The following is a 24484-nucleotide window of genomic DNA, read 5'->3' as shown; positions in this document are numbered from 1 at the left end:
TGAAGCGGATACTGTAGAAGGTAGAACGTAGAAAGTAGAAAAAAGCCATGTCTCGCCCCTTGCCAATAGCCTCTAGCCACTCACCCGTCACCTTCTTTCACTTCCGCCAGGGCTTTGAGGGCGCGGCGGCGCACCCATTGGTTGGCGTCCTTGCTCAGCGTTTCCAGCAAAGGCCGGGTTTCCTCATTTTGCAGCAAACCCAGGGCTTCCGCCAGGCTCAAGCGTACATCCACGTTGGCATCGCCCACCAGGCGCCGGGCCAGGTCGGGAAGTACGCCACTGTGACGGCGGCCGAGAATCTGCACCACGGAACTGCGTACGTACCATACAGCGCCGTTGACCGCGTCGGCCAGCACGGCTTCATCCAGGTTGATATCGGGGCTGAGATTGGCCACGACTTCTTCGCGCACACGGAAATCCTCGATCTGCAGCAAAGACAACAACAGCGACTCACTCATGGTGTCGCAATCCTTGAGCAGGTTGCGCACTACGGCCGGGCGATCGGCGGGATTCTCCCGTTTCACCATGTCGGCCAGGCGGATCTCTCCGCTGTCATGGCTGACGGTACTGGTTTCCATGGCTTTGCGCGCGGCATTGGCCACGGAGCTGTCCTGGTGATACAGGAAGCGGCGAAAGAAAAAGCGGTCGCGGTACTTGAGTTCACGCAGGATCTTTAACGCGGAAGCCATGGTCTTTGAAGAGGTCTCCGACTGCAACAGCTGCTTGAGGAAACGGATGCGTTCCGGGGGTGGCCACCGGGTAAATTCCCCTTCCTTGAGAAACTGAATCTGGTCCGATGCGCTCAGGCATAGGAAATCAACGATGGCGTCGTTCATTGCAGTTTTTCCAGCAAATGGCCCATTTTATCTTTCTTGGTCTTCATGTAATGCAGGTTGACCTTGTTGGGCTCTTCCTCCAACGGGACTCGCTCCACGATCTCCAGCCCGTAACCGGCCAGCGCAATGTACTTGGCCGGGTTATTGGTCATCAGGCGCAACTTGCGCAGCCCCAGGTGAGAGAGGATCTGGGCGCCGATACCGTAATCACGCAGATCCGGGGCGTGCCCCAGCTCCAGGTTGGCTTCCACCGTGTCCAGCCCCTGTTCCTGCAGTTTATAGGCCTTGATCTTTTCCAACAAGCCGATGCCCCGGCCCTCCTGATTGGTCAGATAGAGCAGCACGCCGCGTTTTTCCGCCGTAATCCGTTCCATGGCATGCTGGAGCTGGGTGCCGCAATCACAGCGCAGCGAACCGAACGTATCGCCGGTCAGGCACTGGGAGTGCACCCGCACCAAGACGGGCTCATCCCCGGCCACGTCCCCCTGAACCAGGGCGATGTGGGTCTCATTGTGAATCGCGTCCACAAAGCCTTTGATGGTAAAATAGCCCCAGCGCGTGGGCAAAGTGGCTTCGGCCACTTCGCGCACCAGGGATTCCTTTTGCACCCGGTATTTGATGATCTCTTCAACGGTGATAATGGGGATTTCGTGGCGGCGTGAGAACTCCTCGAGGTCGGGCATGCGCGCCATGGTTCCGTCCGCTTTCATGACCTCGCAGATCACGCCCGCGGGTTTCAGGCCGGCGATGCGCGCCAGGTCCAGCGAAGCCTCGGTCTGGCCGGCGCGCACCAGTACGCCGCCTTCATGGGCCTGGAGGGGAAAGATATGGCCGGGTCGCGCCAGGTCTTCCGGCCGCGTTTCGGGATCCACCAGGCTGCGCACCGTGACGGCCCGGTCGTGAGCGGAGATTCCCGTGGTGGTGCCCTTGCGCGCATCCACGGAAACCGTGAACGGGGTCTCGAAGTTGGACGTGTTTTCCGTCACCATGAGCGGAAGTTTGAGCTCCGCGGCCCGTTGCGGCGTCACGGAGACGCAGATCAGGCCACGGGCGTGGGTGGCCATGAAGTTGATGGCCTCGGGGGTGACTTTTTCCGCGGCGATCATGAGGTCGCCTTCATTTTCGCGGTTCTCGTCGTCGGTGATGATGATCATGCGGCCACGGCAAAGGTAATCCACTGCCGTGGACACGTCGATAAGTTGATTATTTTCCATGAATATGTCCGGTCAAGACGAAATTATAGAGGTATTTACCCACCAAATCAAGTTCCATGTTCACCCGTTCTCCGGAACGCAGGTCGTCCAGGTTGGTGGAGCGCAGGGTCTGGGGGATGACCTCCACGGAAAAGCGAGAACCCGCCACATCCACCAATGTCAGGCTCACCCCGTTGACGGCCACCGAACCCTTGTCCAGTAGCAGGGGACGCCAGTTCTTGTCACCGTACGCAAAAGTAAAACGTTCAGCGCCGCGCCCGGCACGGCGCGAGTGCAACCGGGCCGTGCCATCCAGGTGCCCGCTCACCAGTTGCCCGCCGAGGAAATCCTCCATTTTCAAAGGCAGTTCCAGGTTGAGCCGCCGGCCGGCCGCCAGGTCGGCGAAACGGGAACGCGCCAGGGTTTCTCCCGAGAGGTTGAAAGCCAGTTGACCTTTGGACATGGATACCACGGTGAGGCAGGCGCCGTCCACAGCCACCGAATCCCCCACCCCTACCCGGGAACCCAGGTCCGAGGAAACCACCAGGCGGGGTTCGCGGCCCCGGTCCAGGGAAACCAGGCGACCGACGGCCGTCACCAATCCGGTAAACATCAGGCCACCCCCCGAAAAATGAACCCTCCGGGCATTTCAAAGATCCGTTGCCGTTTGAAGCGCAGGGGTCGCTCCACCGGCATGGCCCGGGACAACAGGCCGGGCGCGTTTGTTCCCCCCAGTAAAGCGGCGGCACAGAACAGGATGACTTCATCCCACAAGCCCCGGCAAAGAAACGCATTCAGCAGCATGGGGCCACCCTCGACCATCAGCGAACCCACCGCCATTTTGGCCAGTTCACGCAGCACCTCGTCCAGGTTTACGCCGCCGGAGGCCGCGGAAACAAACCGCTGCAACGAAGTCCGGGGCAGCTTGTTTTCAGCGGTTTCGGCACTGAAAACCACGGTTGGAAAACGCTCCTGGTCGCCAAACAGGTGCAAGTCGGGCGGCAGGATGTTGCGGCTGTCCAGCACCACCCGCAAATGGCCCTTGCCCTGCCAGTCCGCCTGGCGCAGGTCCAGCCGGGGGTTGTCTTTGCGCGCGGTTCCCGCCCCCACCATGACCGCGGAGAATTCCCCTCGCAAACTGTGGGCGGCGTCCCGCATGACTTTCGGTGTCACCCATTGAGAGCAACCCGACTCATCGGTCAAACGGCCGTCCAGCGAAAGGCCGGCCTTGAGAACGACCCAGGGCCTGCCCCGGCGGTGAAAAGCCAAATAACGCTGATTGATGCGGGCGTGTACGTCCTCCAGGCAACCGACATCGACTTTTACTCCCGCTTCACGCAACCGCGCGAACCCGCGGCCGTTCACGCGGGGATCGGGATCCTGGGCGCAGGCCACCACCCGTTCCACCCCCTTTTCGAGGATCAGGTCCACGCAGGGCGGAGTGCGTCCGAAGTGAACGCAGGGCTCCAAGGTGACATACAGGGTTCCGCCACGGCTGTTTACTTTTTCCAGGGCCACGCGCTCGGCGTGGGCCGTGCCCACGCGGTGATGAAAGCCGGAAGCCAGGAGTTTTCCATTGCGCACCCAAACGGCTCCCACCATGGGATTGGGTTCGGTAAAGCCGCGGCCGCAACGCGCCAGCCACAGGGCCTGCTGCATCCAGGCAATGTCATTGCTTTTCCACTTCATGGTTACAGGGGCAAAAGCGAGTCGATGAAATCGTTGACGGAAAAGGGTTCGAGGTCTTCGGCCTTTTCTCCGGTGCCCGCAAACACCACGGGCAGTTTTATTTCGTTGAGGATGTTGAGTACCGCGCCGCCGCGGGCCGTCCCGTCCAACTTGGTGAGCACGATGCCGGTGATACCGGAGAACTCACGGAAACGCCGCGCCTGGTCCAGGGTGTTCTGGCCCATGGTGGCGTCCACCACCAGCCAGACGTGACGGGGTTGATGCGGCAGAAATCCGCGCACGATGCGGGTGAGTTTCCCCAGTTCCTGCATCAGGCCGGTGCGCGTCTGCACCCGGCCGGCGGTATCCACCACCAGCAGGTCAAAATCACGATTGACCAGGGAGGTGAGGCTGTTGTGCACAACGGAGCCGGGATCCGCCCCGCGCTCGCCGCCGACAACCGGCATATTCAGCCGTTCCCCCCACAGCGACAGTTGTGAGCTTCCCGCGGCGCGAAACGTATCCGCCGCCGCCAACAGCACCTTGCGTCCCCGGGCGCGCCAGAACAGGCCGATCTTGGCCGCGGTGGTGGTTTTGCCGCAGCCGTTCACCCCCACCAAAAGGATCACCTGTTTGCCCGGGGGCAGTCCCAGCGCCGGCGCTTTCGTGTCCAGCAGGCCGGTCAGCTCCCGCCGCAAGGCGCGGATAAACTCGTCGGCGTCAAACGGGTAACCCGTGCGCTTCTCCGCCGCCCGCAGCAGGGTTTCGGTCAGGGGCGCGGATACATCGGCCAGGATCAGGGTTTCTTCCAGTTCTTCCAGGGTGGATTCGCGGTCACGGCTGGAGTGGATCACCCCTCGCAACGCTTCCGACAAGGGGGCGGTAAACAGGCGGCGCAGTTTCATGCCCCGATTATACTCCGGGGGCTTCCGCCGCGCAATGGCGTTCAGTGAACCTGGACCTGCTCAGCTCCCCGGCGCAGATCGAGCAAGATCTCATGGTGGCTGGTACCGCCGTGATTGTCGTCGGCTTCGATCACCAGGCGTACGATATGGAAATCCTGTTCTTCTTCCAGAGGCGGATGCGGCGGGTCCGGCAAGGGAACGGGAACGGCCATACCCTCTTCCCCGGACGGCTGAACAGCCGGAGGAGGAGGCGCTTCGGGAACATTGTCGATGCGCCAGCGGATCACGCCGGTATCCGGATCCAGTTCGATGCCCCGGCCCAGGGGCGAAATCAAGCGATAGGTGACAGAGTCGTTGTCGGGATCCGCGGCAAACACCTGGTGGAAAAACTCGCCGGGCACATCAAAGGCAGCCACCGGCTTGGAGCGGAATCGCGGCGGCGCGTTGGCCACTTGCACGGTTTCACTCTTGATCCAGCGACCGCCGGCATCCGGACGCACCCGGCAGCGGATGCGGTCCCCGCGCCGGTACCGCTCCCGGGGCAACAGCGATTTTCCAACCCCCGCGACCCTGTCTCCGTTGACGTACCATTCGTAAGCCAGGGGAACCGTCCGGCGCGGATCGTCCCGGAATCGCGGCAACGCGCGCACGCCGGTTTCGACTGTGGGCGCGACGGGTTCGATCACCACCGCCTCCAGTTTGGCCGGCGGGGTGTCTTTATCCGGCTTCACAACTTTGTCTTTGTGGTCGCCGCCGCAGGCGCTGACACACACACAGACCGTCAACAAAACCAGGAGCCCGCGCATCAGGTTTCCTCCGCGGCGGCTTCGCCCTGGCTCTGATCCGGCGCTTGAAATTTCAGGGTCACGGCGCGCCTGGCCTCGCCGCCGTCATTGTCGCGCACCACCACTTCGAATCCCAGCACCTCGGGGGGGTCTTCGCCGGGACTGAGCAGGATGCGGCCGTCGCGTTCGGCGCGCAGCCAGGCGGGCAGGTCGACGCCCTCTATTTCATAGGTCAACTCTTCCCCGTCGGGATCGCTTGCCTTGATGGTGATCACGTAATCTCCCGGCCCGCGGATTTCGGGAAACTCCACGGATTCGATTTCGGGGTTGGAGTTTTCCACCAGCACGAGGTCCGTGCGCCGCCGGTCCAACTCCCTGTCGCCGGCCATAAGGATGACGTCGGCAAATACCCCGTCCCCCTTGTGAATTTTTTCTTTTGACAAGGTGGTACTCGGGGACTCCTGCGCCTTGCGGCCGTTGATCCAGAAAACAACCTTCAATGAGGTTCCCGGAGCCTCGCGGGGACGAATCCCGGCTTTGACTTCCGGTATGGAATCCCTGTACAGGCGCTCGGGCAGCAAACGCACCTCGGCCAGACGCGCGTCGGCGGGATCCGTTGCGTCCACTTCGGAGGCTTCGGCGAAATCGGCAGCGGATGCGGCCTCAGCGGTTTCGTTTCCGGCCGGGTCCGGGGCGGACACTTCCTCTGGGGATGAATCAGCACTGGAGGGCACGGGTGTATTGTCCCCGCCCCCGCCGCAGGCGGCGGGAACGAACAGCAACAACAACAGATATACCGCGGCCAGGGGCCGCGCTTTCATCGCTTGCGCTCCTTGATGAATATCACGCCGCCCGGGTACGGCAAACGCTTGTCTTCCACGCGATCCAGGGGCGGCACGGAGCCCACGGCGCCGGTGCCCAGGTATTGCACGAACTCCTTGCCCTGGTAGATGCCGCCTCCGGCGATGCGGCCCTCTTCGCGGCCGCCTTCCACCACGTCCGGGCCGCAGAACAGCGCGATGTCGTAGAGCATCATGGCGCCTTCCTGGGGAGCCACGCAGGGGTTGTCCACCGTCTGTTTCACTTCCTCGCCCGGGGGGGTATAGGTGTTGAAATAGATATGGGGTACCCCATTGAGATCGGGTATGATCAGGGGTTCGGGATCAAACAATTTGTCTTTTGCTCCGGGGAAGTTGAGGTACCAGCCCTGGTTGGCGGCCAGGTCCAGGGTGGTTTCCGCCAGTTCGGTGCTGTCCGTACCGGACAACGTCAACTGCTGCAGGTCGCCCAGGGCCACACCGGCGGTATTCCTTCCCTGGATGGCGATGTAGCGGCCGCCGGTGGGATTGGTGCGCGGGCGGTCGCGGTCGCCGGTGCCGAAAGTGACCCACAGGCGCTGGCACTGGTCGTAGGCCACGGCGGGCTGCAGGTGGATGGGGGCGTAATCGCGGGTCTTGACCGTTTCTCCGGTCACAAAGGTACCGGAGTGGATCTCGACGGTAATGGTTTTCTTGGCCCCGTCCACGGCGGTGACAAAACCGTGGGCGCCCGAGGTCTGGCCTACCACGCTGTAGCCGGCCACAAAACTGCTCGCATCCTTGCCGACTTTAAGGACATTGCCCTCGGTAATCTCCGCAATCACCCCGGATGCCAGGTCGGTGATGTTGTGTTCGTAAACCGGGTAAACCCGCCAGTTGGCGCGATCGGGGCTGGAGATGTCGATGCGGAACAGGTGGCCACCCACGTTTCCGGCATAGATCGTATCCAGCAAACCGTCGTTGTTGATGTCCACCGCGGTCAGGGCCGAAGGGATGGCGAAGTTGAACAGGGGGGACTTCGTCAGGTAGCGGACATCATCTGTTGAGCCCAGCTCCAGGTGCTCCGTGGTTTCCTCGTCTTCGGCGCCGTCACTGGCGTTGTAGCCCGCCATCCACAGGAGTTCGCCGGTGGAGGCGTCAACCACGAACACCGCTTTGCCGCGGCTGTCGGCGGATACCTCCGCATTGGGCGCGAATCCGCCGGCCAGCACGGTCACCCAGCGCTGCACCAGGTTTTCACCGTCCATGTAGCGAAGCTGGCCCGTCACGGGCTTGGCCCAGCTCTGACCGCTGTAGTCGGCGTCCTTGAACTTCCAGGCAAAAGCGGGCTGGCTGTCCACGTTGGTGACATCCATGGCGTAAAACACGTCGCCGCCGCGGCGCAAACCGTAGTAAAGCATGGTTTTCCAGGCCTGGGTGTTGCCGTCGCGGAAATAGATGTCCTCGGCCAGCATGCGCCCGTCCACGGTGTAGTCGTGCTGGTTGTCCAGGGCAATGGTTTTGAGCGTGGGCAGGACTTCATCGGGAATGAAGCCCCAGAGCTCGCTGCCGTCATCCACGTCGATCATGTGCAGGATGCCGTCGTTGGTGCCCACGTAGATCACGGGCGTGCGCGTGCTTTTCTGGGCGGCAAAGTAACCGTAGCAGTCGGCGTCGCCGGCGGGGTCACCGCTGCATTCAGCCGGGTTCTGGTTCTGCAGGTAGACCTTGCCCAAAAGCGGCGGTCCCACGAAGCCGATGTCGGAGTGGAAGATGTCGCCGAACTGCTTGCCGTTGATCTTGTTCACGATGGTTCCGGCCTCTTCCTGGGTGCAGCCGATCAACGGCGCCAGCGCGGCCGTGTTGGCCTGGGTGAACGCCACGTTGCTGGTGCCGCTGTGGGTAAACAGGGCCCGGTCGGTGGAACGGTTCTGCAATACCTGGGCCGCGTCCCAGTCTTCGGTATTGGAGAGGTTGAGCACGCGCGAGCAGGTTTCTCCGGGGTTGGCGTTCTGGCAGGCCGTCTCGGTCGCGTACAGTTCATCGGAAGCGAACTGGCCGTCTTCGTCGGCGTCAAAACCCCAGCGCTCGATCAAACGGTTGGCCAGCAAATGGCCTTCCCAGATGGGGGCGGCCGCCGAGGGCATGAAGTAGCCCACGTAGGAGACGCCGTCGGCGGCGATGGAGGCGGTTTTCTTGGGCGCGGTAATGGCCGAAAAGGCGAAGTTGCGCAGCAGGATGGAGGTGATCACGCTCTCGAACGCGGCCACCAGTTCGTCGTAGTTGTTGGCGGTGTAGTAGGCGCCGTCGCCGTTGACGGCGGTTTCCCGCAGCATGTCGTTGTCGGCGTTGAAACCGATCACGTAGGTAAATATGCCCTGGTCACCGGGCCAGCCCGTGACCGGGTCGTCGCCGAACCAGTCATCGGGAAACATGTCCTGGTTGCGAATGAAATAAGCCACGTCGTCAAGGTAATCGGTACCGCCGCTGCCGCCCAGCCAGCAGGTCCAGTTGGGGCAATAGGTGGCGGTATCGGGATTGTAATTCAGGGGAATACCATCATAATCGGTGGTATCGGCCTCGTTGGAGTCCAAATCGCCCCAACCGTCGTCCCAGGACTCCCAGTTGGCGCTGCGTTTCACGGGCTTTGTTTTGAAAATCGAACCGTTGAACTTGGGGTTGTTGAAGTAATCCTGGGAAGATTCGCCGTCGGTCATGATCACCACGTAGTTGTTCTGGCACCACCAATCGATGTCGGAAACCGCGTTGCTGACGTTGATAATGCCGTTTTCCAGTTCGTAATCCACGGGCCAGTAGGTCTTGGAAGCGGGCCCGGGCTTAATGTAGTACCAGATATCCGCCAGGGCCTCGGCCAGGGGGGTGTTGGAGTTGCCCTGAATTCCCCAGATGTTGTTCAGGTAGGCGATCAGGGAGACTTCGTCGCTGCGGTCCCCCAGCCCGTCCATGCGGTAACCGCCATTGGCATAGTCAAAAACGCCCTTATTATCGTCAAAGGTGAACAACCCCAGCATCACCTGGGTGTTGGAATTGCGCGCCACGTGGCAGAGTACCTCGCGCGTGACCTGGATGCGGGTAAAGCGCTTCATGGGCTTTTTGTAGTTGTCTTTGTCGCAGATCGACCAGGCGCCCAGCAGCGAGGTGTCGCTCACGTCAAAGGTGCCGTACATGGAGTGGTGCGAGACAGCGGCAATCTGTGCCGCATCGGCATGGATAAACACCCATTTCAGGTACTCCTTGTCCAGGCGCGTGGGGCTTGTGGTGACGTTGGTTCCCTTGGGGTCATCGTATTCGCTGTAGAGGCGCACCACCACTGGAGTCTGGCCGGGTGCCCTCTGGAAGTGGCCTTCGCCCGCCACTATGGGACCGCCCACGATGTCGGAGAGTTCGAACCAGTGGTTGCCGTCTTTTTCGTACTTGCGCGCCAGTGTGGCTACGGCGTAGTTGTAGGGCGATGTGGTGTCGGCGTACATGATGCGTTCACCCACATTGAAATTCACCGCGGCGGTTCCCACCTGGAAGTTGTTGGGGGTGCCGTCATTGGCGTAACACCCGGTCCAGGTGCCCACGTTGTTGATGTACCGGGATCCGCTGCAGTTACTTGCATAATTGCTGTCGTTATGATACAGGTACGCATTGCCGTTGTGGCGCCAGCGCCCGTACCACTGCGTGGACTGATTGGTCGCGGTCCAGTAACTGCCCCTGTCATTGAATTCCTCGGTCGAACGGCAACCATAATTATAGTAGTAACGAACTCTATCTAGGGTTCCCGGATAAGTGACGCGCGGGTCGAAGCCGTCATCGGCGGTGCCGGGGATGTTGTCCAGGCCGTTCTTGGGGTATTGGATCAGGGTGTTCATGGAACCCGAGGTATCGGCCAGGATTACCACGTTGGGTTTGACCAGGCCCGAAGTGAAGCCCATGAAGAGTTCCTTGTCGTCCCCGCCCAGGCGCGGCGCGGCCATGGTCAGAACCAGGATTGCCACCAAGATTGCAAAATTGCGCTTGTTCATCTCTTCCTCCAGGGGTTCAATACCCCGTTGTCAATATCGAGTAGATCCCGGTCTGCAGTTCCGAATAGGCACGGCGGCCGCCGGCGCGGATCTCCGATGAAATGGTTACGTTCCAGATCACCGGTGAAATCGAGGTGATGCTGCCCAGCGAAAGCCCGGGAAAGGGCGGCGGCTGAAAACCGCTGAACATGCCCACGGGTTGGGGCGTTCCCGCCAGCAGGTCACGCAGGGTGCCGGTGACATAGCCCTCGCGCAGCGGCCCCTGCTCACTGGAAGTGCTGTAGAGGTCGCGGTTGATGGCGGTGACGTACTCGGGCTGGGGCTGCTTGTAGATCTCGTTGCGGACCTCTTCCACGCCTTCAATGGCGGAGTAGTAGGCCACCTTGTTGAGGTAGTGGTTGTGGGTGGTCTGTACTTCGGTGGTACCCACGGTGAGCAGGCCCACCACCAGGATCGACAGGATCATCACGGCCATGACGGTGAGCAGCAGGATGCTGCCGCCTTGGTTATGTTTGTTTTGACAAGGTTTCATGGTTGGCTCATTTGTGTTCATTTTTTTTCTATATGGCAACGTTGTAGTTGCGCGGCTCCACGGCGAAACGGAACAGCTTGTAACGGTACTTGCCCGCGGGCAGGGTGTTTGCCGGCGCGTCTCCCAGCGCGGGCACCTGGTTGACGGCCTCGTCCACGCCGCCGAACTCATCGGTCAAGGCCACCACCCACACGCGGAACTGCTTGACCCGCTTCAGGCGCAGGTCGTCCTTGAGGTCGTCGAGCAGGTTGCCCGACACCCCGTCAAAGTAGTTCACGGCCCCGGTGGCTTCCGGCCAGTTGGGATAGGCCGTGTACGCCACTTGAAGATCGTAGATGTTTTCCGACACCACCCCCCAACCATCGGTGTTATTGCCCACGGGGTCACTGTCGCCGCGGGCGTCGGTGATGCGCAGCAACTGGCGCACCATGCGCTTCTGCGTGGTGGAGTAGACGTCGCGGAACACGTAGATGCTGAAACCGGCCAGCCGCACCACGGGCGCGTCGACGGGGTAGGTCACCTGGTCACCCGTGGTCGAGGGTTCGCTGTCCTGGTAACCCGCCATGTTGAGCAGGCCCGAGTGATACACCGAAGTACTTCGTACACTGAGCGTGGATGCAGTCGGCGGGGTCGCGGCATCCACCTCGAACACGTAGTAACCGTCGGTGGCCACCACGATCCCTTTGTCGCCCCCTTTCCAGGCGTCGATGGCCACGGTGCTGTCCACCGTGGTGTCTTTCACGCTCAGGGTCGTACCGCCCGTGGGCGAGAACGCCTGGGTCAGGCTGGTTACGGCGATGGGGTCGCCGCTGGCCAGAATGATGCCGTCCGGATAACTGGTGTTGTTCAGCGGGGTCACGCCCACGAAGTGGGCGGAAGCGCCCAGGAAAGCGCCGCTGTTGGCGATCGACAGGATGGAACCGGCGTTCTTTAATTCGGTGCTGAATGACGAGAGCAGGTAGCGCGCCTCCTGCTGCAGGTTGATGCGCGCGTTCTCGGTCCGGGCGCTCTGGCCGAACTGCATCATCAGCATGTATACCCCGCCCAGGATCACCAGGGAGAGGGCCATGACCACCATCAACTCCATCAATGAAAAACCACTGTCACGCCGGCCCATTTCAGTTCCCCCTGCGCGTGGACAGGGTGATGGAGAAGGGATACTCACCCCGCGTGTAGCCGTATTCCACGCGAACTCTGACATCCATGAGGTCGCCGGCGGCGGCGATGGTGGTGGTGCGGCGCATGCGGTCGGGATGCGTTGGTTCCGCGTCGTGGATGGCATAGGTGCCGCCGGTGGGCACGATATAGTCGACCTGGGTGCCGGCAATCAACTGGGAAGCGGGGAACTTGATGGTCTCTTCCATGCGTTCCTCGGCCAGGGTGACCGCCAGGTTCTTGCTGAAGTTCTTTTGCGTGGACACCTGCTGCTGGGTGAACCCGGTCAGTATCGCCACCAGCACAAAGGCCACCAGGGCGATGGATATGAGAATTTCCATTAAAGTAGAGCCTTGGTTACTGGTCAATTTTGATTCCTCCTGTGGGAAAAATGCGCACCTGGCGCTGGTAATCCACCTGGCTGGTCCCCGGCTTGTAGATAAAAAACGACATGTTGACATTGGTGGACTGGGGAACCGTACCGGTCACGGGATAGGCGAATACTTCACCGGTGGAATTGACCATGAAGTCACCGGCTTCACCGGCCACGAAAAAGGGTTTGCCTTCCATGGGGGTCACCGTGCGCAACGACTGCCAATTGGCGAAATCATCGAGGTTGCGCTGGCGCAGAATGGTGTACCCCGTGCCCGCGGCATTGAAGTCGATCACCATGTAGCGGTTCTCCGTGGAGGCCTGCTGTTTCAGCGCCGAAAAATCCGAGACAAAACTGTTGACCGCACTGGAAAAGGCGGCGCGCTGCATGGAACTGCGCCCCATGTTGATGGCCAGCACGGCCAGGATTCCGAAGATCGCCAGGGCGATCAACAATTCCACCACGGTAAAGCCCGGGGTGCGGCCTGAACGCTTCATCATGTACCTCCGTAAGCAAACTGGATTCCAAAAGGCCCCGGTCGGGAAACCAACTGCAGGAAAGGGTTTTCCGGACACGAGTCTCTTGACAGCATATCTCAACGGGGAAATTTTACCCACATGTAGTCCCTGATCCACCCATTATTCGTCCGCCTCGGCCGGAGAACGCAGGGCGCTGTCCAACGGTTCCACGGGCGGAAGGTCCTGCTCCGGCGCCGCGCCCAACTCGCGGAAACGCCGCGCCGTAACCAGCACCCGTCCCTCCAGCGAACCCACGGCACGGTTATACGACTGCACGGCACGGTCCAACCCGCCCTTCAAGTCTCCGAAATGCCCGGCCAGGGTGCGGATGCGTTCATACAATTCCCTGCCCAGCCTGGATATCTCGTCGGCGTTGCGCGCCAGGCGATCCTGGCGCCAGCCGTAGGCCACGGCCTTGAGCAGGGCGATCAGGGTGGTGGGCGTGGCGGGAATCACGCGGTTTTCCACGCCGTACTCGATCAGTTCCGGGGCCTGGCGCAGCGCGGCGGAAAAAAAGTTTTCCCCCGGCAGAAACAGCACCACGAACTCGGGGGTGGAAGAAAACTGCTCCCAGTAAGCCTTCTGACCCAGACGCTGCAGGTGGCGGCGGATCAGTTCGGCGTGCTCCTTCATGAACTTTTCCCGTTCCCCTTCATCAGCGGTTTCCGCCGCCTGCAGGTAGGCCTTCAACGGCGCCTTGGCGTCCACCACGATCACCTTCTCCCCGGGCAGGCGGACAACCAGGTCCGGCCGCAGGCGCGAGTCGCCGCCTTCCGCCACGGCCTGTTCCTGGAAATCGCAGTATTCAACCATGCCCGCCAGCTCCACCACCCGGCGCAACTGGATCTCTCCCCAGCGGCCGCGCACCACCGGCGTCTGCAGTGCGCGGGAAAGGCGCCCCGTTTCGTCACGCAGGTGGCGGTGGGTCTCTACCAGCGAGCGGATCTGGTCCGTGAGCCCGGAGTAGACCTGCCCGCTCTGCTTTTCCGCATCGCGGATGTGACGGTCCACTTTGTCCAGGGTTTCGTGGATGGGTTTCACCAGCAGGTTGACTTCGTCGCGGCGTTTTTCCAGGTCGTGGTCGGCCAGTTGGCGCATGCGCTCCAACTGGGTACCCGCCAGTTGCAGAAAACTCTGGCTGTTGCTTTTCAACGCTTCCAGGCTCAACGCCTTGAATGACTGGGACAACTGCTCCCGCGCCTCTTCCAGCAGGCGGATCTTTTCACCGGCGTTGTGGCGCTCATTCTCCAGATCCCGCGCCATCACCGCCAGGTCGCGGCGGGCGGTTTCCAGCTTTTCCGCCGCGGAGCGGTTCTCTTCCAGGCGCTGGCGCAACATATCGCTCTCCAGTTGCCGCCTTTCCCGTTCCCGCTTCAGCAGCAGCCAGGATATCAGTCCGGTTAGAAGCAACCCCAGCGCCAGACCGGCAAGGAATTCGGGAAACCCGGGAAACAGCATGGAATCATCTCTCCGTTTGCTTTTTCTTTGCAAGGATGCTATCATAGCGCTTCTCTGTTTGCAATTCGCGCGCCCACCGGCCGCGGCCAAGGAGGAGGCATGAAACCACTACTCGGCATCCTGATCACCACCCTGATGACCCTGACACCCGGCATGGCTGCAGATGAAGCCGCACCCGGGTTCGGCGACGGCGACTTCAGCCTGGCGCTCGGCGCAGGCATGCGCTCCATCAACGAAGATATCGCCGAGTCCCTGTACGGCAAAAACAACCTGGTCTACAGCCTGGACCTGGCCTACAGCGCGGCGGATTTTGTCGATATATTCATACACACCGACTTCTTTAAAGTAAATGGGGAAACCACCTTTACAGGTGAAAGCACCAGTCTGAGCATCGTTCCCATTGAAGCCGGGATGCGTTTGCGCTTGAGCGGCCACCGCCTGGAGCCCAACCTGGGTTTCGGCGCCGGCTACTACATGATCAAAGACGAAATCGATATCGCCGGAGAAACCTTTACATTTAAAAAGAACCAGGTGGGTTTCTTTATCGACGGCGGCTTGAGGCTCTACGTGACCCGCACCCTGTTTGTCTTTGCCCAGGGGCGCTTCACTTTCCTCAAGGTCAAACCCGAAGACTCCACGGATGAAGACGAGACCGGCATCATCTACTACCCCGAACGCGACCTGGGCGGGTTCCTGGTCTCCGCCGGCCTGGGCATCCGCTTCTGATTTCCTCCTCCAGAGAATAATGATTGAGAGTTGGAAAGAAGGGATCTCTTCCATTCTGTGTGGCTTTGGAGAGCTATTCGTATTTGAAAAAAAGAAAAAGCTGCACTAGGGTACCCTCTGGGTACTCATCACAACAATTTCTCGCTCATCATCTATGCGGATTTACCCACACAAAACGTAATAGAACCAAAAGTTGAAGAGGTAAGAAGTTTAGAAAGTTGGAAAATGGGAGAGTTGGAGAGAAAAGGCCGTGTCCATCCAGCATTCCGTGTACAAGGGGCGGTTAGGGAACCGCCCACATTTGCTCCGATTGCAAGGCAATGCGCATAAAATGAGGTCGTCATGAAAACCATCGGCATGATCGGCGGTACAGGCTGGGTATCCAGCGTGGATTATTATCGTGAAGTCAACCGCGCGGCCGCGCGCCTGCGCGGCGGCGACTTCACCGCGCCCTGCATCCTGTGGTCACTGGATTTCGGCGAATTAGCGGCCCGCAAGGAAGCGGGAGACCAGGAGCAGGTATACGCCCTGTTCCGCGATGCCGCCCTCGGGCTGGAGGCGGCGGGATGCGGCCTGCTGATGCTGTGCGCCAACACCCCCCATCTTTACGCGAACCGCCTGGAAAAAAAGTTGTCCGTGCCCCTGGTTCACATTGCCCGGGCCACCGCCGCCGAGATCCGGCACCGGGGCATGCGCCGGGTGGGGTTACTGGGCACGCGCATCACCATGGAAGGCGTGTTTTACCACGAAAAGCTGGCCGATGCCGGGATTGAAGCCCTGGTACCGCCGGCGCAGGACCGAGAGCTGATTGATCACACGATTTTCAACGAACTCATGCGCGAGGATTTCCGTCCGGAGCGGCGGCAACGCTTCCTGGAGATCATGGATGGGCTGGTGACACGCGGTGCCGAGGGGATCGTACTGGGCTGCACGGAAATCCCACTGCTGGTACGGCCGGAGCATACCGGGCACGTCTTGTTCAACACCCTGGAAATCCATGCCAGGGCCGCGGTGAGCGCGGCGCTCGAGATAGGCTGATTCGCTTCGTCAGTCCTCGATCTCCAGAGCGGCCAGGAAGGCTTCCTGGGGAATGTCGACTTTGCCGATGCGCTTCATGCGCCGCTTGCCCTTTTTCTGCTTTTCCAGCAGTTTCATTTTGCGGCTGATGTCGCCGCCGTAACACTTTGCCAGCACGTTTTTGCGCAGGGCCTTGACCACGGTGCGGGCGAGGACGCGTTTGTTTACCGCCGCCTGGATCACCACCTCGAAGAGTTGGCGGGGGATCACCTTTTTCATGCGCGAAGTGACCGCGCATCCGGCGTGGTAGGCGTTGTCGTTGTGCACGATCATGGCCAGGGCGTCCACGGCTTCGCCGTTGATGAGGATGTCGAGCTTGATGAGCGGGGCTTCCCGATACTGCTTGAATTCGTAGTCAAAAGAGGCATAACCCTGCGAGATCGATTTGAGTTTGTTGAAAAAGTCGTAGAGTACTTCCGCCAGCGGCAGTTCATAGGTCAAATGGATGCGCTGGTCGCTGATGTAGTCCATCTTTTTGTGAACCCCCCGGCGCGACTGCAACAGTTTGAGCACACTCCCCAAGTGGTCCGCCGGCGTAATTACGATGGCTTCGATAATCGGTTCTTCTATGCCGCGGATGTATTGGGGTTCGGGAAGCTGTGCCGGGGACTCGATCTCCGATACTTCGCCCGAGGTGTTGGTGATGCGGTAGCGTACGGAAGGCGAGGTGGTAACAATGGCCAGGTCGTATTCCCGTTCCAGGCGTTCCTGGATAATCTCTTTGTGCAGCAGCCCCAGAAAACCACAGCGAAAGCCGATGCCCAGGGCCGGAGAGGTTTCAGGTTCAAACGAAAGCGAGGAATCGTTGAGCACCAGTTTTTCGATGGCTTCGCGCAGTTCTTCGTGGCTGGTGCCTTCCCCGGGGTAGAAGCCGGCAAACACCATGGGCTGCGGTTCCTTGAATCCCGGCAGCGGCGCAACCCGGGTCTCTTTGGCCAGGGTAACGGTGTCGCCGATCTTGACTTCCGACACGTTCTTGATGCTGCCGATAATATAGCCCACCTCTCCGGCGGACAACTCGGCAAGGGGTGTCGGCTTGGGTGTATGCACGCCCAACTCGTTGATTTCGTAGACTGCGTTGTTGGACAAAAACTTGACCCGTTCGCCCTTGCGCAGCCGGCCGTCCAGGACGCGCACCAGGATAATGACGCCGCGGTAGGAATCAAACCAGGAGTCAAAGATCAAACCTTTCAGGGGTTTGTCGGGGTCCCCCTGGGGGGGCGGCACCCGCGCGATAATGGCGGGAATAATCGCTTCCACTCCCCGGCCGGTTTTGGCGCTGACCAGCAGGGCTTCCTCCCTGGAGATGCCGATGATGTTTTCCACCTGGTCCAGGGATTTTTCCAACTCCGTATTGGGCAAGTCGATCTTGTTCATCACCGGAATCAGCGCCAGGTCGTTGTCCAATGCCAGATAGGTATTGGCCACGGTCTGGGCTTCCACCCCCTGGGTAGAGTCGATAACCAACAGGGCGCCTTCGCAGGCGGCCAGGGAGCGGGAGACCTCATAAGTGAAATCGATGTGTCCCGGAGTATCGATCAGGTTAAGGCGGTAGGTTTCACCGTCGGAGTGTTTGTAGGTCAGGCGTACGAAGTGACTCTTGATGGTGATGCCCCGCTCCCGTTCCAATTCCATGCTGTCCAGTTGTTGTTCCTGGCGTTCACGCACGGGAATGGCGCCCACGATATCCAATAGGCGGTCGGAGAGGGTGGTTTTGCCGTGGTCGATGTGGGCGATGATTGAAAAGTTGCGGATGTGTTTCATGCTTGAGCGTCCTTGTGCAATAGCCGGGCAGCGCCCAGAATGCCGTAGTCATCACGGTCGGCGACTTCGATGCGGGTGCATTCCCGGGCGTGCTGGTGGAGGCGGACCGCCATTTCGGCATGGGCCGGGGCCAGGATGGTTTCCCCGGCCGCGGCGACACCGCCGCCGATGGTAATGATATCCGGGTTCAGGCAATTGGCAATATTGGAGAGCAGGATACCCAGGTAGCGGCCGGCCCGTCTAAAGGCCCGGCGCGCGTCGGCATCGCCGGCTTCCACGAGCTGATATACCTGGCGGGCGCTAGAGATTTCGGAATCGGGCCGGGCCTCGCTCCAGGTGCGCAGGATACCGGTTTCCGAAGCTTCGGTCTCCGCGCAGCCCCGGCCGCCGCAGCCGCACGCCCGGCCCTGGGGATGAACCACCACATGACCCAGTTCGGCCGCATAGCCGCAGGCCCCGCGCCAGGGACGGCCGTCCAGGATGATCCCGGAACCCACGCCCGTACCCAGGGTCAGGTGCACCAGACAGCGGGGACGTGGTGGCGGCTGTGAGACCCATGCTCCCAGTGCGGCGCAGTTGGCGTCGTTTTCCACCTTAACCGGCAACGAAACCCGGCGACTCATTTCAGTCGCGAATGCCGTTCCGTTCAGAAACATCAGGTTGGGGGAACGCACAATGACCCCGTCTTGCAAACGCATGAAGCCCGGTACCCCGATTCCCACGGCGGCCACGTTCCATTCTCGCCGCGCCGTGGTGACAAGTCCGCCCAGCCATTCCAGCAATTCCTCCAAGCTTTGGGGAGTGTCCGCCCGCATCACCGGGACCGCGATTTCACCATTTCGCACCGGCGCGTACTTGGTGGCGGATCCGCCGATATCGATACCCAGAACGGTCAAGGGCGCACCCCGCGGACGGCATAGACCGAGGGGCCGAAGAGCAGGGCATTCAGACGGTCCACGTTGGTGTTGAATTCACGGGCTCCCGGCAGGTCGGGCGGGATCTCCAGCAGCGCCTCTGCCTGCGGTGGCGGACCGTAAAGGATGTTTATGTCACGAAAACCACGGCTGTCTAAAAGAAAGCGCATGTATTCGGGATGCAGGGGTTTTTCGTGGGTCACATCCAGAAAGAAGATGCGGCTCAATGCAAAAATGCTAAGCGGGTTGATGGTTTCCAACAGCAGGATGCCCCCGGGTTTCAGTACCCGCCGGCAATGGGTCACCATTTCCCGCAACACCCCGGGAGCAAGGTGCTCGATCACCTGGGCGGAAAACACGCCGCCAAGGGATGCATCGGGCCGTTGCGCGAGTTCTTCCAGGATATCGGCGCGGCGGCACGGCAGCCCCCGCTGCTCGGCTTCTTCCAACATGGTGCGCGAGATGTCGATGCCCTCGGCTTTGCGTCCGGCGGAACGCAACATCTGCACGAATTCCCCGCGACCGCAACCCAGGTCCAGGACGTTTTCTTTGGCGAGGAACTGGTCCACGTAGCGAGCCAGTTGGGTTTCCACCGATTCCCAGGTACCACGGAAGCGCGCCTCAAAGTCACTGTAACGGAAAGTGCTGAGGCGTTCCCGGGCGGCTTCCACCTGTTCCCGTTCCTCTGGACCGGCGCCCGCATTGTCGATGCGTTCCGCCAGGTGTTTGAGGGATTCCTCCAGGTTGAGAAAGCCGGTGATCAAGGCACGCACGTTGGCGTATTCCGCCTCCAGGGTATCGATCTTCCAGTGCAGGGATCGAAACACCTCGGATGTGTGGTTGTTGGAATAGGCATCCCATTCCCGGTCCTGGGCGGTGACCAGTTCAACGACGTTGTTGTAAAGGGTTTCGAGGATTTCCTTTGCCTGCCGGCGCCGCCTGCCCCGCAGGCCGTCCGTCAGCAGGTCGCCCAACCGGCTTAATGTATCCTTGAGTTGCTCCTGCCGTTCCTGCCTTTGCTGGATGCGGGCGTCAATCGTCCTTCGCATTCGTGTCTTTTCCCTCATTTTCGTTTTGATCTTTGCGGGAGAGGGAATCCCTGAAGTTTTTAATGCCTTCGCCCAGGCCGCGGCCCAGGTCCGGCAGCTTGCGACCACCGAAAAGCAGGGCCACTACGAGCAGGATCAACAATATTTCCCAAATTCCGAGGCTTCCGAACATGGTGTCTCCTTTATGCCCGCATTCTAGCTTCCAGTCGGGGTGGTGTCAAGCCGGGGCCGGGGTACAGTCCCGCGGCATGGCCCCGGTGAGGTTGGCGAACTCATGCAGGGCCCAGTGGGTATTCTCTTCGGCCCGGGGGTCTTCGGGATGAAAGAAAATCACGTGGATCAGTATGCGGGTGCCGGTGGTGACGCGGGTGCGGGCCGAGTCAGCGGAGGGGTTGCCGAAGGGGCCGTTCTCATCCCGCAGCATGGGTTTGCCCGCCAGGTCAATCCATCCGCGTCCGATGCCTTCGTAACCGCTGTTTTCCGCCCCGGCCGCGGCCGTAATGCCGCCGCGGATGCGTTCGGCATCGTAGAGGCCGAACGGAACCTGGAGCTGGAGTGAAAGGAGGTTTGTGGCGTCCACGGCCGGGTGGAGGCGGGGGAAGGCGAGGCCTTTGCGGATGCGGCGCCACAAAGATTCCGAAGATGGACGATAGCGGGTGGGGTCCACGCCGAAGTTGCGGTACAGGCGGCGGCTGAAGTCAAACCCCAGCGGAGGGGATGACGCGTTTCGTACCTGTTCGCAAACCGCCGTCACGTATGCCTCGTCCACTTCCCGGGGCGGGAGAGGCAGTTCAAAGGCGTTCACGCCCAGCAGCATTCGTTCCGGTTCGGTGTTGACCAGGGTGGGAAGAGATATGGGCATGGGCGTGGCTAATCGCCGTTTTCGCCGTAGTGCCGTTGCAGCCACTCGCGGTAGACGCCGCTGCGGATGCGTTCCACCCAGGCCGCGTGTTCGGCGTACCAGGTCACGGTGCGTTCCAGTCCCTGAAAGAAATCGACCCGGGGGCGCCAGCCCAGTTCCTGTTGGATGCGGCGGCTGTCAATGGCGTAGCGGCGGTCATGGCCCGGCCGGTCCTTGACGAAAGTGATCAGGTCCCGGTGGCTGGACAGGGGCCGGCCGCTGGTATCACGGGACCCGGGGTCCAGGGGCCGCAGGGTGTCGAAAAGGTCACATAGTTTTTGGACCAGGTCCAGGTTGGAAAATTCCGCGTCTCCGCCGATATTCCAGGTGGTGCCGATTTCCGCCGCGATGAGGATGCGCCACAACGCCTCGCAGTGGTCCTCTACATACAGCCAGTCGCGGATATTGCCGCCGTCGCCGTAAATGGGCAGGGGATGGCGGCGGGTGAGGTTGAGGATCATCAGGGGGATGAGTTTTTCGGGAAACTGATAGGGCCCGAAGTTATTGGAGCAATTGGACAGGGTTACGGGCAAACCATAGGTATGGTGGTAGGCCCGTACCAGGTGGTCGGCCGCGGCCTTGGAAGCAGAGTAGGGACTGCGCGGGTCGTAGGGGCTCTCTTCGCAAAAACGCCCTTCAGCACCCAGGGAACCGAACACTTCGTCCGTACTCACCTGATGGAAACGGACGTCGCGGCGGTCTTTCCACCAGTTTCGCGCCGCCTCCAGCAGGCGGAAGGTGCCTTCGATGTTGGTGCGCACAAACTCCGCTGGTGAGTGGATGGAGCGGTCCACGTGGGATTCGGCGGCAAAATGCATCACCGTATCCACCTCGTAATCAGCCATCACCCGGGCGACCAGTTCCGCGTCGGCCACGTCGCCGTGGACGAAAGTATAGCGTTCATCCGCGGAGAGGTCTTCCAGGTTCTCGGGGTTACCGGCATAGGTCAGTCGGTCCAGGTTGACCACCCGGCCGCCGAAGTCCTTGCGGTTAAACAGGAAGCGGATGAAGTTGCTGCCGATAAAACCGCACCCGCCGGTGACCAGGATCGATTCCAGGGCCGGTTTCATGACAACCCCGTACCGTCACCGCCGCCGGCCAGGTCCAGCAGATAGCGGCCGTATTCATTCTGTTGCAGCGGTGTGGCCAGGGCCTTCAGGCCGGCGGGGTCGATCCAACCTTTGCGGAAAGCAATCTCTTCAATGCAGGCGATCTTGAATGACTGGCGTTCCTGGATGGTACGGATAAAGGATGCGGCATCGTGGAGCGATTCATGGGTACCGGTATCCAGCCAGGCGAAACCCCGACCCAGGCACTGCACCCGCAGATTGCCGGCCTCCAGGTAGCAACGGTTCAGGTCCGTGATCTCCAGTTCCCCCCGATTCGATGGGGTGAGGGCGGCGGCGTATTCCACTACGCGTTCATCGTAAAAATACAAACCGGTCACGGCCCAGCGGGAACGCGGCTTGGCGGGTTTCTCCTCGATCGAGGTTGCCTTGCCGTTTTTGTCCAGGGTGACCACGCCGTAGCGATGCGGATCCCGCACGGCATAGCCGAATATGACCGCGCCTTTTTCCAGGTTGACCGCGGATTCCAAATGCTTGACCATGCCCTGGCCGAAAAAGAGGTTGTCTCCCAGAATCAAAGCGGCCGGCCCGCCGGCCAGGAAGGTTTCTCCCACCAGGAAGGCATCGGCGATACCCCTGGGCTCATTTTGGGCGGCATACTCGATACGCATCCCCAGGCTGCTCCCGTCTTTCAACAACTCCTTAAAAGCGGGCAGGTCCCTGGGGGTGGAAATGATCAGGATCTCGCGGATTCCCGCCAGCATGAGCACGCTGAGGGGGTAGTAGATCATGGGCTTGTCGTAGACCGGCAGCAATTGTTTGCACAGGGGGCGCGTGAGAGGAAAAAGGCGGGTGCCGTGTCCCCCGGCCAGGATAATGCCTTTCATGAGACCTCCAAAGTTATTCCACCGTCACCGACTTGGCCAGGTTGCGCGGCTTATCGATGTCGCAACCCTTGTGACGGGCGATGTAGTAGGCAAAGAGTTGCAGGGGAATGATGTTGAGAATTGGTTGCAGCAGTTCAATGGTGCGGGGCACCACGATCACGTCGTCGGCAATGCTGTTTACTTTGCCCGCGGCTGAGTTGGTCACCGCCAGAATGCGGCCGTTGCGCGCCTTGATTTCCTGGATGTTGCTGATCATCTTTTCATACACTGAATCCATCGGTGCAATGGCCACGGTGGGGAAGTTTTCGTCGATCAGGGAGATGGGGCCGTGTTTCATCTCGCCGGCGGGGTAGCCCTCGGCATGGATGTAGGAGATCTCTTTGAGCTTGAGGGCACCCTCCATGGCGGTGGGGTAATTCAACATGCGCCCGATAAACAGGAAATCGCGATAATCCGCGTATTTGAGGGCGATCTCCTGGATGGCGTCTGCATCTTTCAGAATAGCACGAATCTGGTCCGGCAGGCGCTTGAGCGCGCAGATGATCTCAAATCCCTCGTTAAAAGAGAGGTCCTGGTAGCGGCCGATGAGCAGGGCCATCAAGGTAAGGATCACCAACTGGGACGTGTATATCTTGGTCGAGGCCACGCCGATCTCCGGGCCGGCGTAGTTGTACACTCCCGCTTCGGTAAGCTGAGAGATAGAGGATCCCACCACGTTGACGATTCCCAGCGGCAGCGCGCCCTTGCGCTGGGCCTCTTTGACGGCGGCCATGGTGTCGGCGGTTTCACCCGACTGGGAGATGGCCACTACCGCGACACTTTCATTCAGGCGCTGGCGGCGGTAGCGGAACTCTGAAGCCAGGGCCGTCTCCACGTTCAGACGGGTCAGGTTCTCGAAGATGTAGCGGCCCACCATGCCGGCATAATAACTGGTACCGCAGGAAACGATAACGATCTTGTCAATGGTTTTCAGCCGTCCAATCACCGGCTCCAGGCCCCCGAGTTTGGACACCCCCTCGTTTTCAATCAGGCGGCCGCGAAACGCGTTTTCAACCGATTCGGGTTGCTCGAAAATCTCTTTGAGCATGAAGTGGGGAAATCCCTTGCGGTCAATGGTAAAGTGTTCTTCATCGAGGATTTCAATGCTTTTTTCCAGGATCTCGTTGCGGGCGTTCTTGATGACGTAGCCGTCGGAGTTCAAGATGGCGATCTCGTCGTCTTCCAGGTAGATCATGCGGTTGGTGTAAGGACTGAGGGCGTTGGAATCCGAGGCGGCGAAGTACTCGTCTTCTCCCACGCCGATCAGGATCGGGCTGCCGCGGCGGGCCACGATGACCTTGTGGTCCACGTCAGCGTGGATCACGGCGATGCCGAAAGTTCCCACCAGGAAGTTCAGGGATTTCAGCACCGCGGTTTCCAGATCGCCTTCAAAATACTCTTCAATCAAGTGGGCAATCACCTCGGTGTCGGTTTCGGAGTGGAATACATGACCTTTTTGAATCAACTCGTTGCGGATCTCCACGTAATTTTCAATGATACCGTTATGCACCACTGAAATCTTGCCGTTGCAGGCGGATTGGGGGTGACAGTTCTCTTCTGAAGGCCTACCGTGGGTGGCCCAGCGGGTATGGGCAATGCCGAAAGTGGCCCGGGTTTTCAAACCCACCTTTTTCTCTTCCAGGCGCGCCACTTTGCCCACGGAACGCACGGTCAGAGTGCGTCCGTCTTCCACAACGGCAAAACCGGCAGAGTCATAGCCGCGGTATTCCATGCGTTTCAGGCCTTCCATGAGGATGGGCAGGGCTGGTTGGCGCCCCACGTAACTGATGATTCCGCACATATCTGCCT

Annotated in this window: 22 protein-coding genes; 2 read left to right on the top strand and 20 right to left on the bottom strand. The window is 60.5% G+C overall.

The features are described 5' to 3' along the window. Positions 1-80: 80 nt before the first annotated feature. The 12 genes from ENN40_08040 to ENN40_07985 all read right to left on the bottom strand — a co-directional run bounded on the left by ENN40_08040 (position 81) and on the right by ENN40_07985 (position 14251). Positions 81-836 carry a hypothetical protein gene (locus ENN40_08040; GenBank protein ID HDP95295.1) on the bottom strand — a complete coding sequence of 252 codons (756 nt, stop codon included), beginning with the start codon at positions 834-836 and terminating at the stop codon, positions 81-83. Beyond that, complete coding sequence (locus ENN40_08035; GenBank protein HDP95294.1) at positions 833-2050, bottom strand: bifunctional 3,4-dihydroxy-2-butanone-4-phosphate synthase/GTP cyclohydrolase II; 1218 nt, start codon at positions 2048-2050, stop codon at positions 833-835. Before ENN40_08035 ends, ENN40_08040 begins: the two co-directional genes overlap by 4 nt. Further along, positions 2040-2642, bottom strand: coding sequence for a riboflavin synthase (locus ENN40_08030; protein ID HDP95293.1), 603 nt, complete (start codon positions 2640-2642; stop codon positions 2040-2042). Before ENN40_08030 ends, ENN40_08035 begins: the two co-directional genes overlap by 11 nt. Beyond that, complete coding sequence (gene ribD / locus ENN40_08025) at positions 2642-3718, bottom strand: bifunctional diaminohydroxyphosphoribosylaminopyrimidine deaminase/5-amino-6-(5-phosphoribosylamino)uracil reductase RibD (protein ID HDP95292.1); 1077 nt, start codon at positions 3716-3718, stop codon at positions 2642-2644. Before ribD ends, ENN40_08030 begins: the two co-directional genes overlap by 1 nt. Before the next feature lie 2 nt (positions 3719-3720). Then, entirely contained in the window at positions 3721-4602 is an 882-nt protein-coding gene (gene ftsY / locus ENN40_08020) for a signal recognition particle-docking protein FtsY (protein HDP95291.1), read from the bottom strand. 41 nt (positions 4603-4643) lie between these two features. Then, complete coding sequence (locus tag ENN40_08015; protein ID HDP95290.1) at positions 4644-5408, bottom strand: cadherin repeat domain-containing protein; 765 nt, start codon at positions 5406-5408, stop codon at positions 4644-4646. Continuing rightward, positions 5408-6208, bottom strand: coding sequence for a cadherin repeat domain-containing protein (locus ENN40_08010; protein HDP95289.1), 801 nt, complete (start codon positions 6206-6208; stop codon positions 5408-5410). The genes ENN40_08015 and ENN40_08010 overlap by 1 nt, the downstream gene beginning before the upstream one ends. Then, on the bottom strand, positions 6205-10215 hold the full coding sequence (locus ENN40_08005) for a hypothetical protein (protein HDP95288.1): 4011 nt from the start codon (positions 10213-10215) through the stop codon (positions 6205-6207). Before ENN40_08005 ends, ENN40_08010 begins: the two co-directional genes overlap by 4 nt. Positions 10216-10231: 16 nt before the next feature. Continuing rightward, a complete protein-coding gene (locus tag ENN40_08000) occupies positions 10232-10747 on the bottom strand; it encodes a hypothetical protein (protein ID HDP95287.1) in 516 nt (171 codons plus the stop codon). Between the two features lie 28 nt (positions 10748-10775). Beyond that, positions 10776-12029: a prepilin-type N-terminal cleavage/methylation domain-containing protein gene (locus ENN40_07995; GenBank protein HDP95286.1), complete on the bottom strand. Its 1254-nt coding sequence runs from the start codon at positions 12027-12029 to the stop codon at positions 10776-10778. A gap of 230 nt (positions 12030-12259) precedes the next feature. Then, on the bottom strand, positions 12260-12775 hold the full coding sequence (locus ENN40_07990) for a prepilin-type N-terminal cleavage/methylation domain-containing protein (GenBank protein ID HDP95285.1): 516 nt from the start codon (positions 12773-12775) through the stop codon (positions 12260-12262). 138 nt (positions 12776-12913) lie between these two features. Then, positions 12914-14251, bottom strand: a complete 1338-nt coding sequence (locus ENN40_07985; protein HDP95284.1) for a DNA recombination protein RmuC — start codon at positions 14249-14251, stop codon at positions 12914-12916. A 99-nt stretch (positions 14252-14350) separates the two neighbouring features. On the opposite strand from ENN40_07985, the gene ENN40_07980 reads away from it, so the two are divergent. Next, positions 14351-14977, top strand: a complete 627-nt coding sequence (locus ENN40_07980) for a hypothetical protein (protein ID HDP95283.1) — start codon at positions 14351-14353, stop codon at positions 14975-14977. 342 nt (positions 14978-15319) lie between these two features. Beyond that, positions 15320-16015 carry an amino acid racemase gene (locus ENN40_07975; GenBank protein ID HDP95282.1) on the top strand — a complete coding sequence of 232 codons (696 nt, stop codon included), beginning with the start codon at positions 15320-15322 and terminating at the stop codon, positions 16013-16015. A gap of 9 nt (positions 16016-16024) precedes the next feature. On the opposite strand, the gene ENN40_07970 is transcribed toward ENN40_07975, so the two are convergent. Genes ENN40_07970 through glmS form a run of 8 tightly spaced genes read right to left on the bottom strand, consistent with a single transcriptional unit; the run spans position 16025 to position 24476 of the window. Continuing rightward, positions 16025-17818 carry an elongation factor 4 gene (locus ENN40_07970; GenBank protein ID HDP95281.1) on the bottom strand — a complete coding sequence of 598 codons (1794 nt, stop codon included), beginning with the start codon at positions 17816-17818 and terminating at the stop codon, positions 16025-16027. After that, entirely contained in the window at positions 17815-18789 is a 975-nt protein-coding gene (locus tag ENN40_07965) for an ROK family protein (GenBank protein HDP95280.1), read from the bottom strand. The genes ENN40_07970 and ENN40_07965 overlap by 4 nt, the downstream gene beginning before the upstream one ends. Then, the gene (locus ENN40_07960) at positions 18711-19799 is read right to left on the bottom strand and encodes a class I SAM-dependent methyltransferase (GenBank protein HDP95279.1); all 1089 of its coding nucleotides are present in this window, start codon (positions 19797-19799) and stop codon (positions 18711-18713) included. The genes ENN40_07965 and ENN40_07960 overlap by 79 nt, the downstream gene beginning before the upstream one ends. Continuing rightward, complete coding sequence (gene tatA / locus ENN40_07955; protein HDP95278.1) at positions 19765-19953, bottom strand: twin-arginine translocase TatA/TatE family subunit; 189 nt, start codon at positions 19951-19953, stop codon at positions 19765-19767. The genes ENN40_07960 and tatA overlap by 35 nt, the downstream gene beginning before the upstream one ends. A 45-nt stretch (positions 19954-19998) precedes the next feature. Then, positions 19999-20643, bottom strand: a complete 645-nt coding sequence (locus tag ENN40_07950) for a hypothetical protein (GenBank protein HDP95277.1) — start codon at positions 20641-20643, stop codon at positions 19999-20001. Between the two features lie 8 nt (positions 20644-20651). Further along, positions 20652-21752: a dTDP-glucose 4,6-dehydratase gene (rfbB, locus tag ENN40_07945; protein ID HDP95276.1), complete on the bottom strand. Its 1101-nt coding sequence runs from the start codon at positions 21750-21752 to the stop codon at positions 20652-20654. Continuing rightward, positions 21749-22636, bottom strand: coding sequence for a glucose-1-phosphate thymidylyltransferase (rfbA, locus tag ENN40_07940; GenBank protein ID HDP95275.1), 888 nt, complete (start codon positions 22634-22636; stop codon positions 21749-21751). The genes rfbB and rfbA overlap by 4 nt, the downstream gene beginning before the upstream one ends. Before the next feature lie 13 nt (positions 22637-22649). Next, on the bottom strand, positions 22650-24476 hold the full coding sequence (gene glmS, locus ENN40_07935) for a glutamine--fructose-6-phosphate transaminase (isomerizing) (protein ID HDP95274.1): 1827 nt from the start codon (positions 24474-24476) through the stop codon (positions 22650-22652). Between the last annotated feature and the right edge of the window lie 8 nt (positions 24477-24484).

This window comes from Candidatus Aminicenantes bacterium, assembly GCA_011049425.1.
Taxonomy (GTDB): Bacteria; Acidobacteriota; Aminicenantia; order UBA2199; family UBA2199; genus UBA876.
The sequence above is the reverse complement of the archived record's forward strand: the minus strand, read 5'-3'. Positions and strand labels throughout refer to the sequence as shown.

Coding starts and splice junctions, on each gene's coding strand:
- ENN40_08035 (HDP95294.1), bottom strand. CDS start 2,050: ATGGAAAATAATCAACTTATCGACGTGTCCACGGCAGTGGATTACCTT.
- ENN40_08040 (HDP95295.1), bottom strand. CDS start 836: ATGAACGACGCCATCGTTGATTTCCTATGCCTGAGCGCATCGGACCAG.
- ENN40_07990 (HDP95285.1), bottom strand. CDS start 12,775: ATGATGAAGCGTTCAGGCCGCACCCCGGGCTTTACCGTGGTGGAATTG.
- glmS (HDP95274.1), bottom strand. CDS start 24,476: ATGTGCGGAATCATCAGTTACGTGGGGCGCCAACCAGCCCTGCCCATC.
- ENN40_07950 (HDP95277.1), bottom strand. CDS start 20,643: ATGCCCATATCTCTTCCCACCCTGGTCAACACCGAACCGGAACGAATG.
- rfbB (HDP95276.1), bottom strand. CDS start 21,752: ATGAAACCGGCCCTGGAATCGATCCTGGTCACCGGCGGGTGCGGTTTT.
- ENN40_07970 (HDP95281.1), bottom strand. CDS start 17,818: ATGAAACACATCCGCAACTTTTCAATCATCGCCCACATCGACCACGGC.
- ENN40_08015 (HDP95290.1), bottom strand. CDS start 5,408: ATGCGCGGGCTCCTGGTTTTGTTGACGGTCTGTGTGTGTGTCAGCGCC.
- ENN40_07995 (HDP95286.1), bottom strand. CDS start 12,029: ATGCCATCCACGACGCGGAACCAACGCATCCCGACCGCATGCGCCGCA.
- ENN40_07975 (HDP95282.1), top strand. CDS start 15,320: ATGAAAACCATCGGCATGATCGGCGGTACAGGCTGGGTATCCAGCGTG.
- tatA (HDP95278.1), bottom strand. CDS start 19,953: ATGTTCGGAAGCCTCGGAATTTGGGAAATATTGTTGATCCTGCTCGTA.
- ENN40_07985 (HDP95284.1), bottom strand. CDS start 14,251: ATGCTGTTTCCCGGGTTTCCCGAATTCCTTGCCGGTCTGGCGCTGGGG.
- ENN40_08000 (HDP95287.1), bottom strand. CDS start 10,747: ATGAAACCTTGTCAAAACAAACATAACCAAGGCGGCAGCATCCTGCTG.
- ENN40_08030 (HDP95293.1), bottom strand. CDS start 2,642: ATGTTTACCGGATTGGTGACGGCCGTCGGTCGCCTGGTTTCCCTGGAC.
- ENN40_07980 (HDP95283.1), top strand. CDS start 14,351: ATGAAACCACTACTCGGCATCCTGATCACCACCCTGATGACCCTGACA.
- rfbA (HDP95275.1), bottom strand. CDS start 22,636: ATGAAAGGCATTATCCTGGCCGGGGGACACGGCACCCGCCTTTTTCCT.
- ftsY (HDP95291.1), bottom strand. CDS start 4,602: ATGAAACTGCGCCGCCTGTTTACCGCCCCCTTGTCGGAAGCGTTGCGA.
- ribD (HDP95292.1), bottom strand. CDS start 3,718: ATGAAGTGGAAAAGCAATGACATTGCCTGGATGCAGCAGGCCCTGTGG.
- ENN40_08010 (HDP95289.1), bottom strand. CDS start 6,208: ATGAAAGCGCGGCCCCTGGCCGCGGTATATCTGTTGTTGTTGCTGTTC.
- ENN40_07960 (HDP95279.1), bottom strand. CDS start 19,799: ATGAGGGAAAAGACACGAATGCGAAGGACGATTGACGCCCGCATCCAG.
- ENN40_08005 (HDP95288.1), bottom strand. CDS start 10,215: ATGAACAAGCGCAATTTTGCAATCTTGGTGGCAATCCTGGTTCTGACC.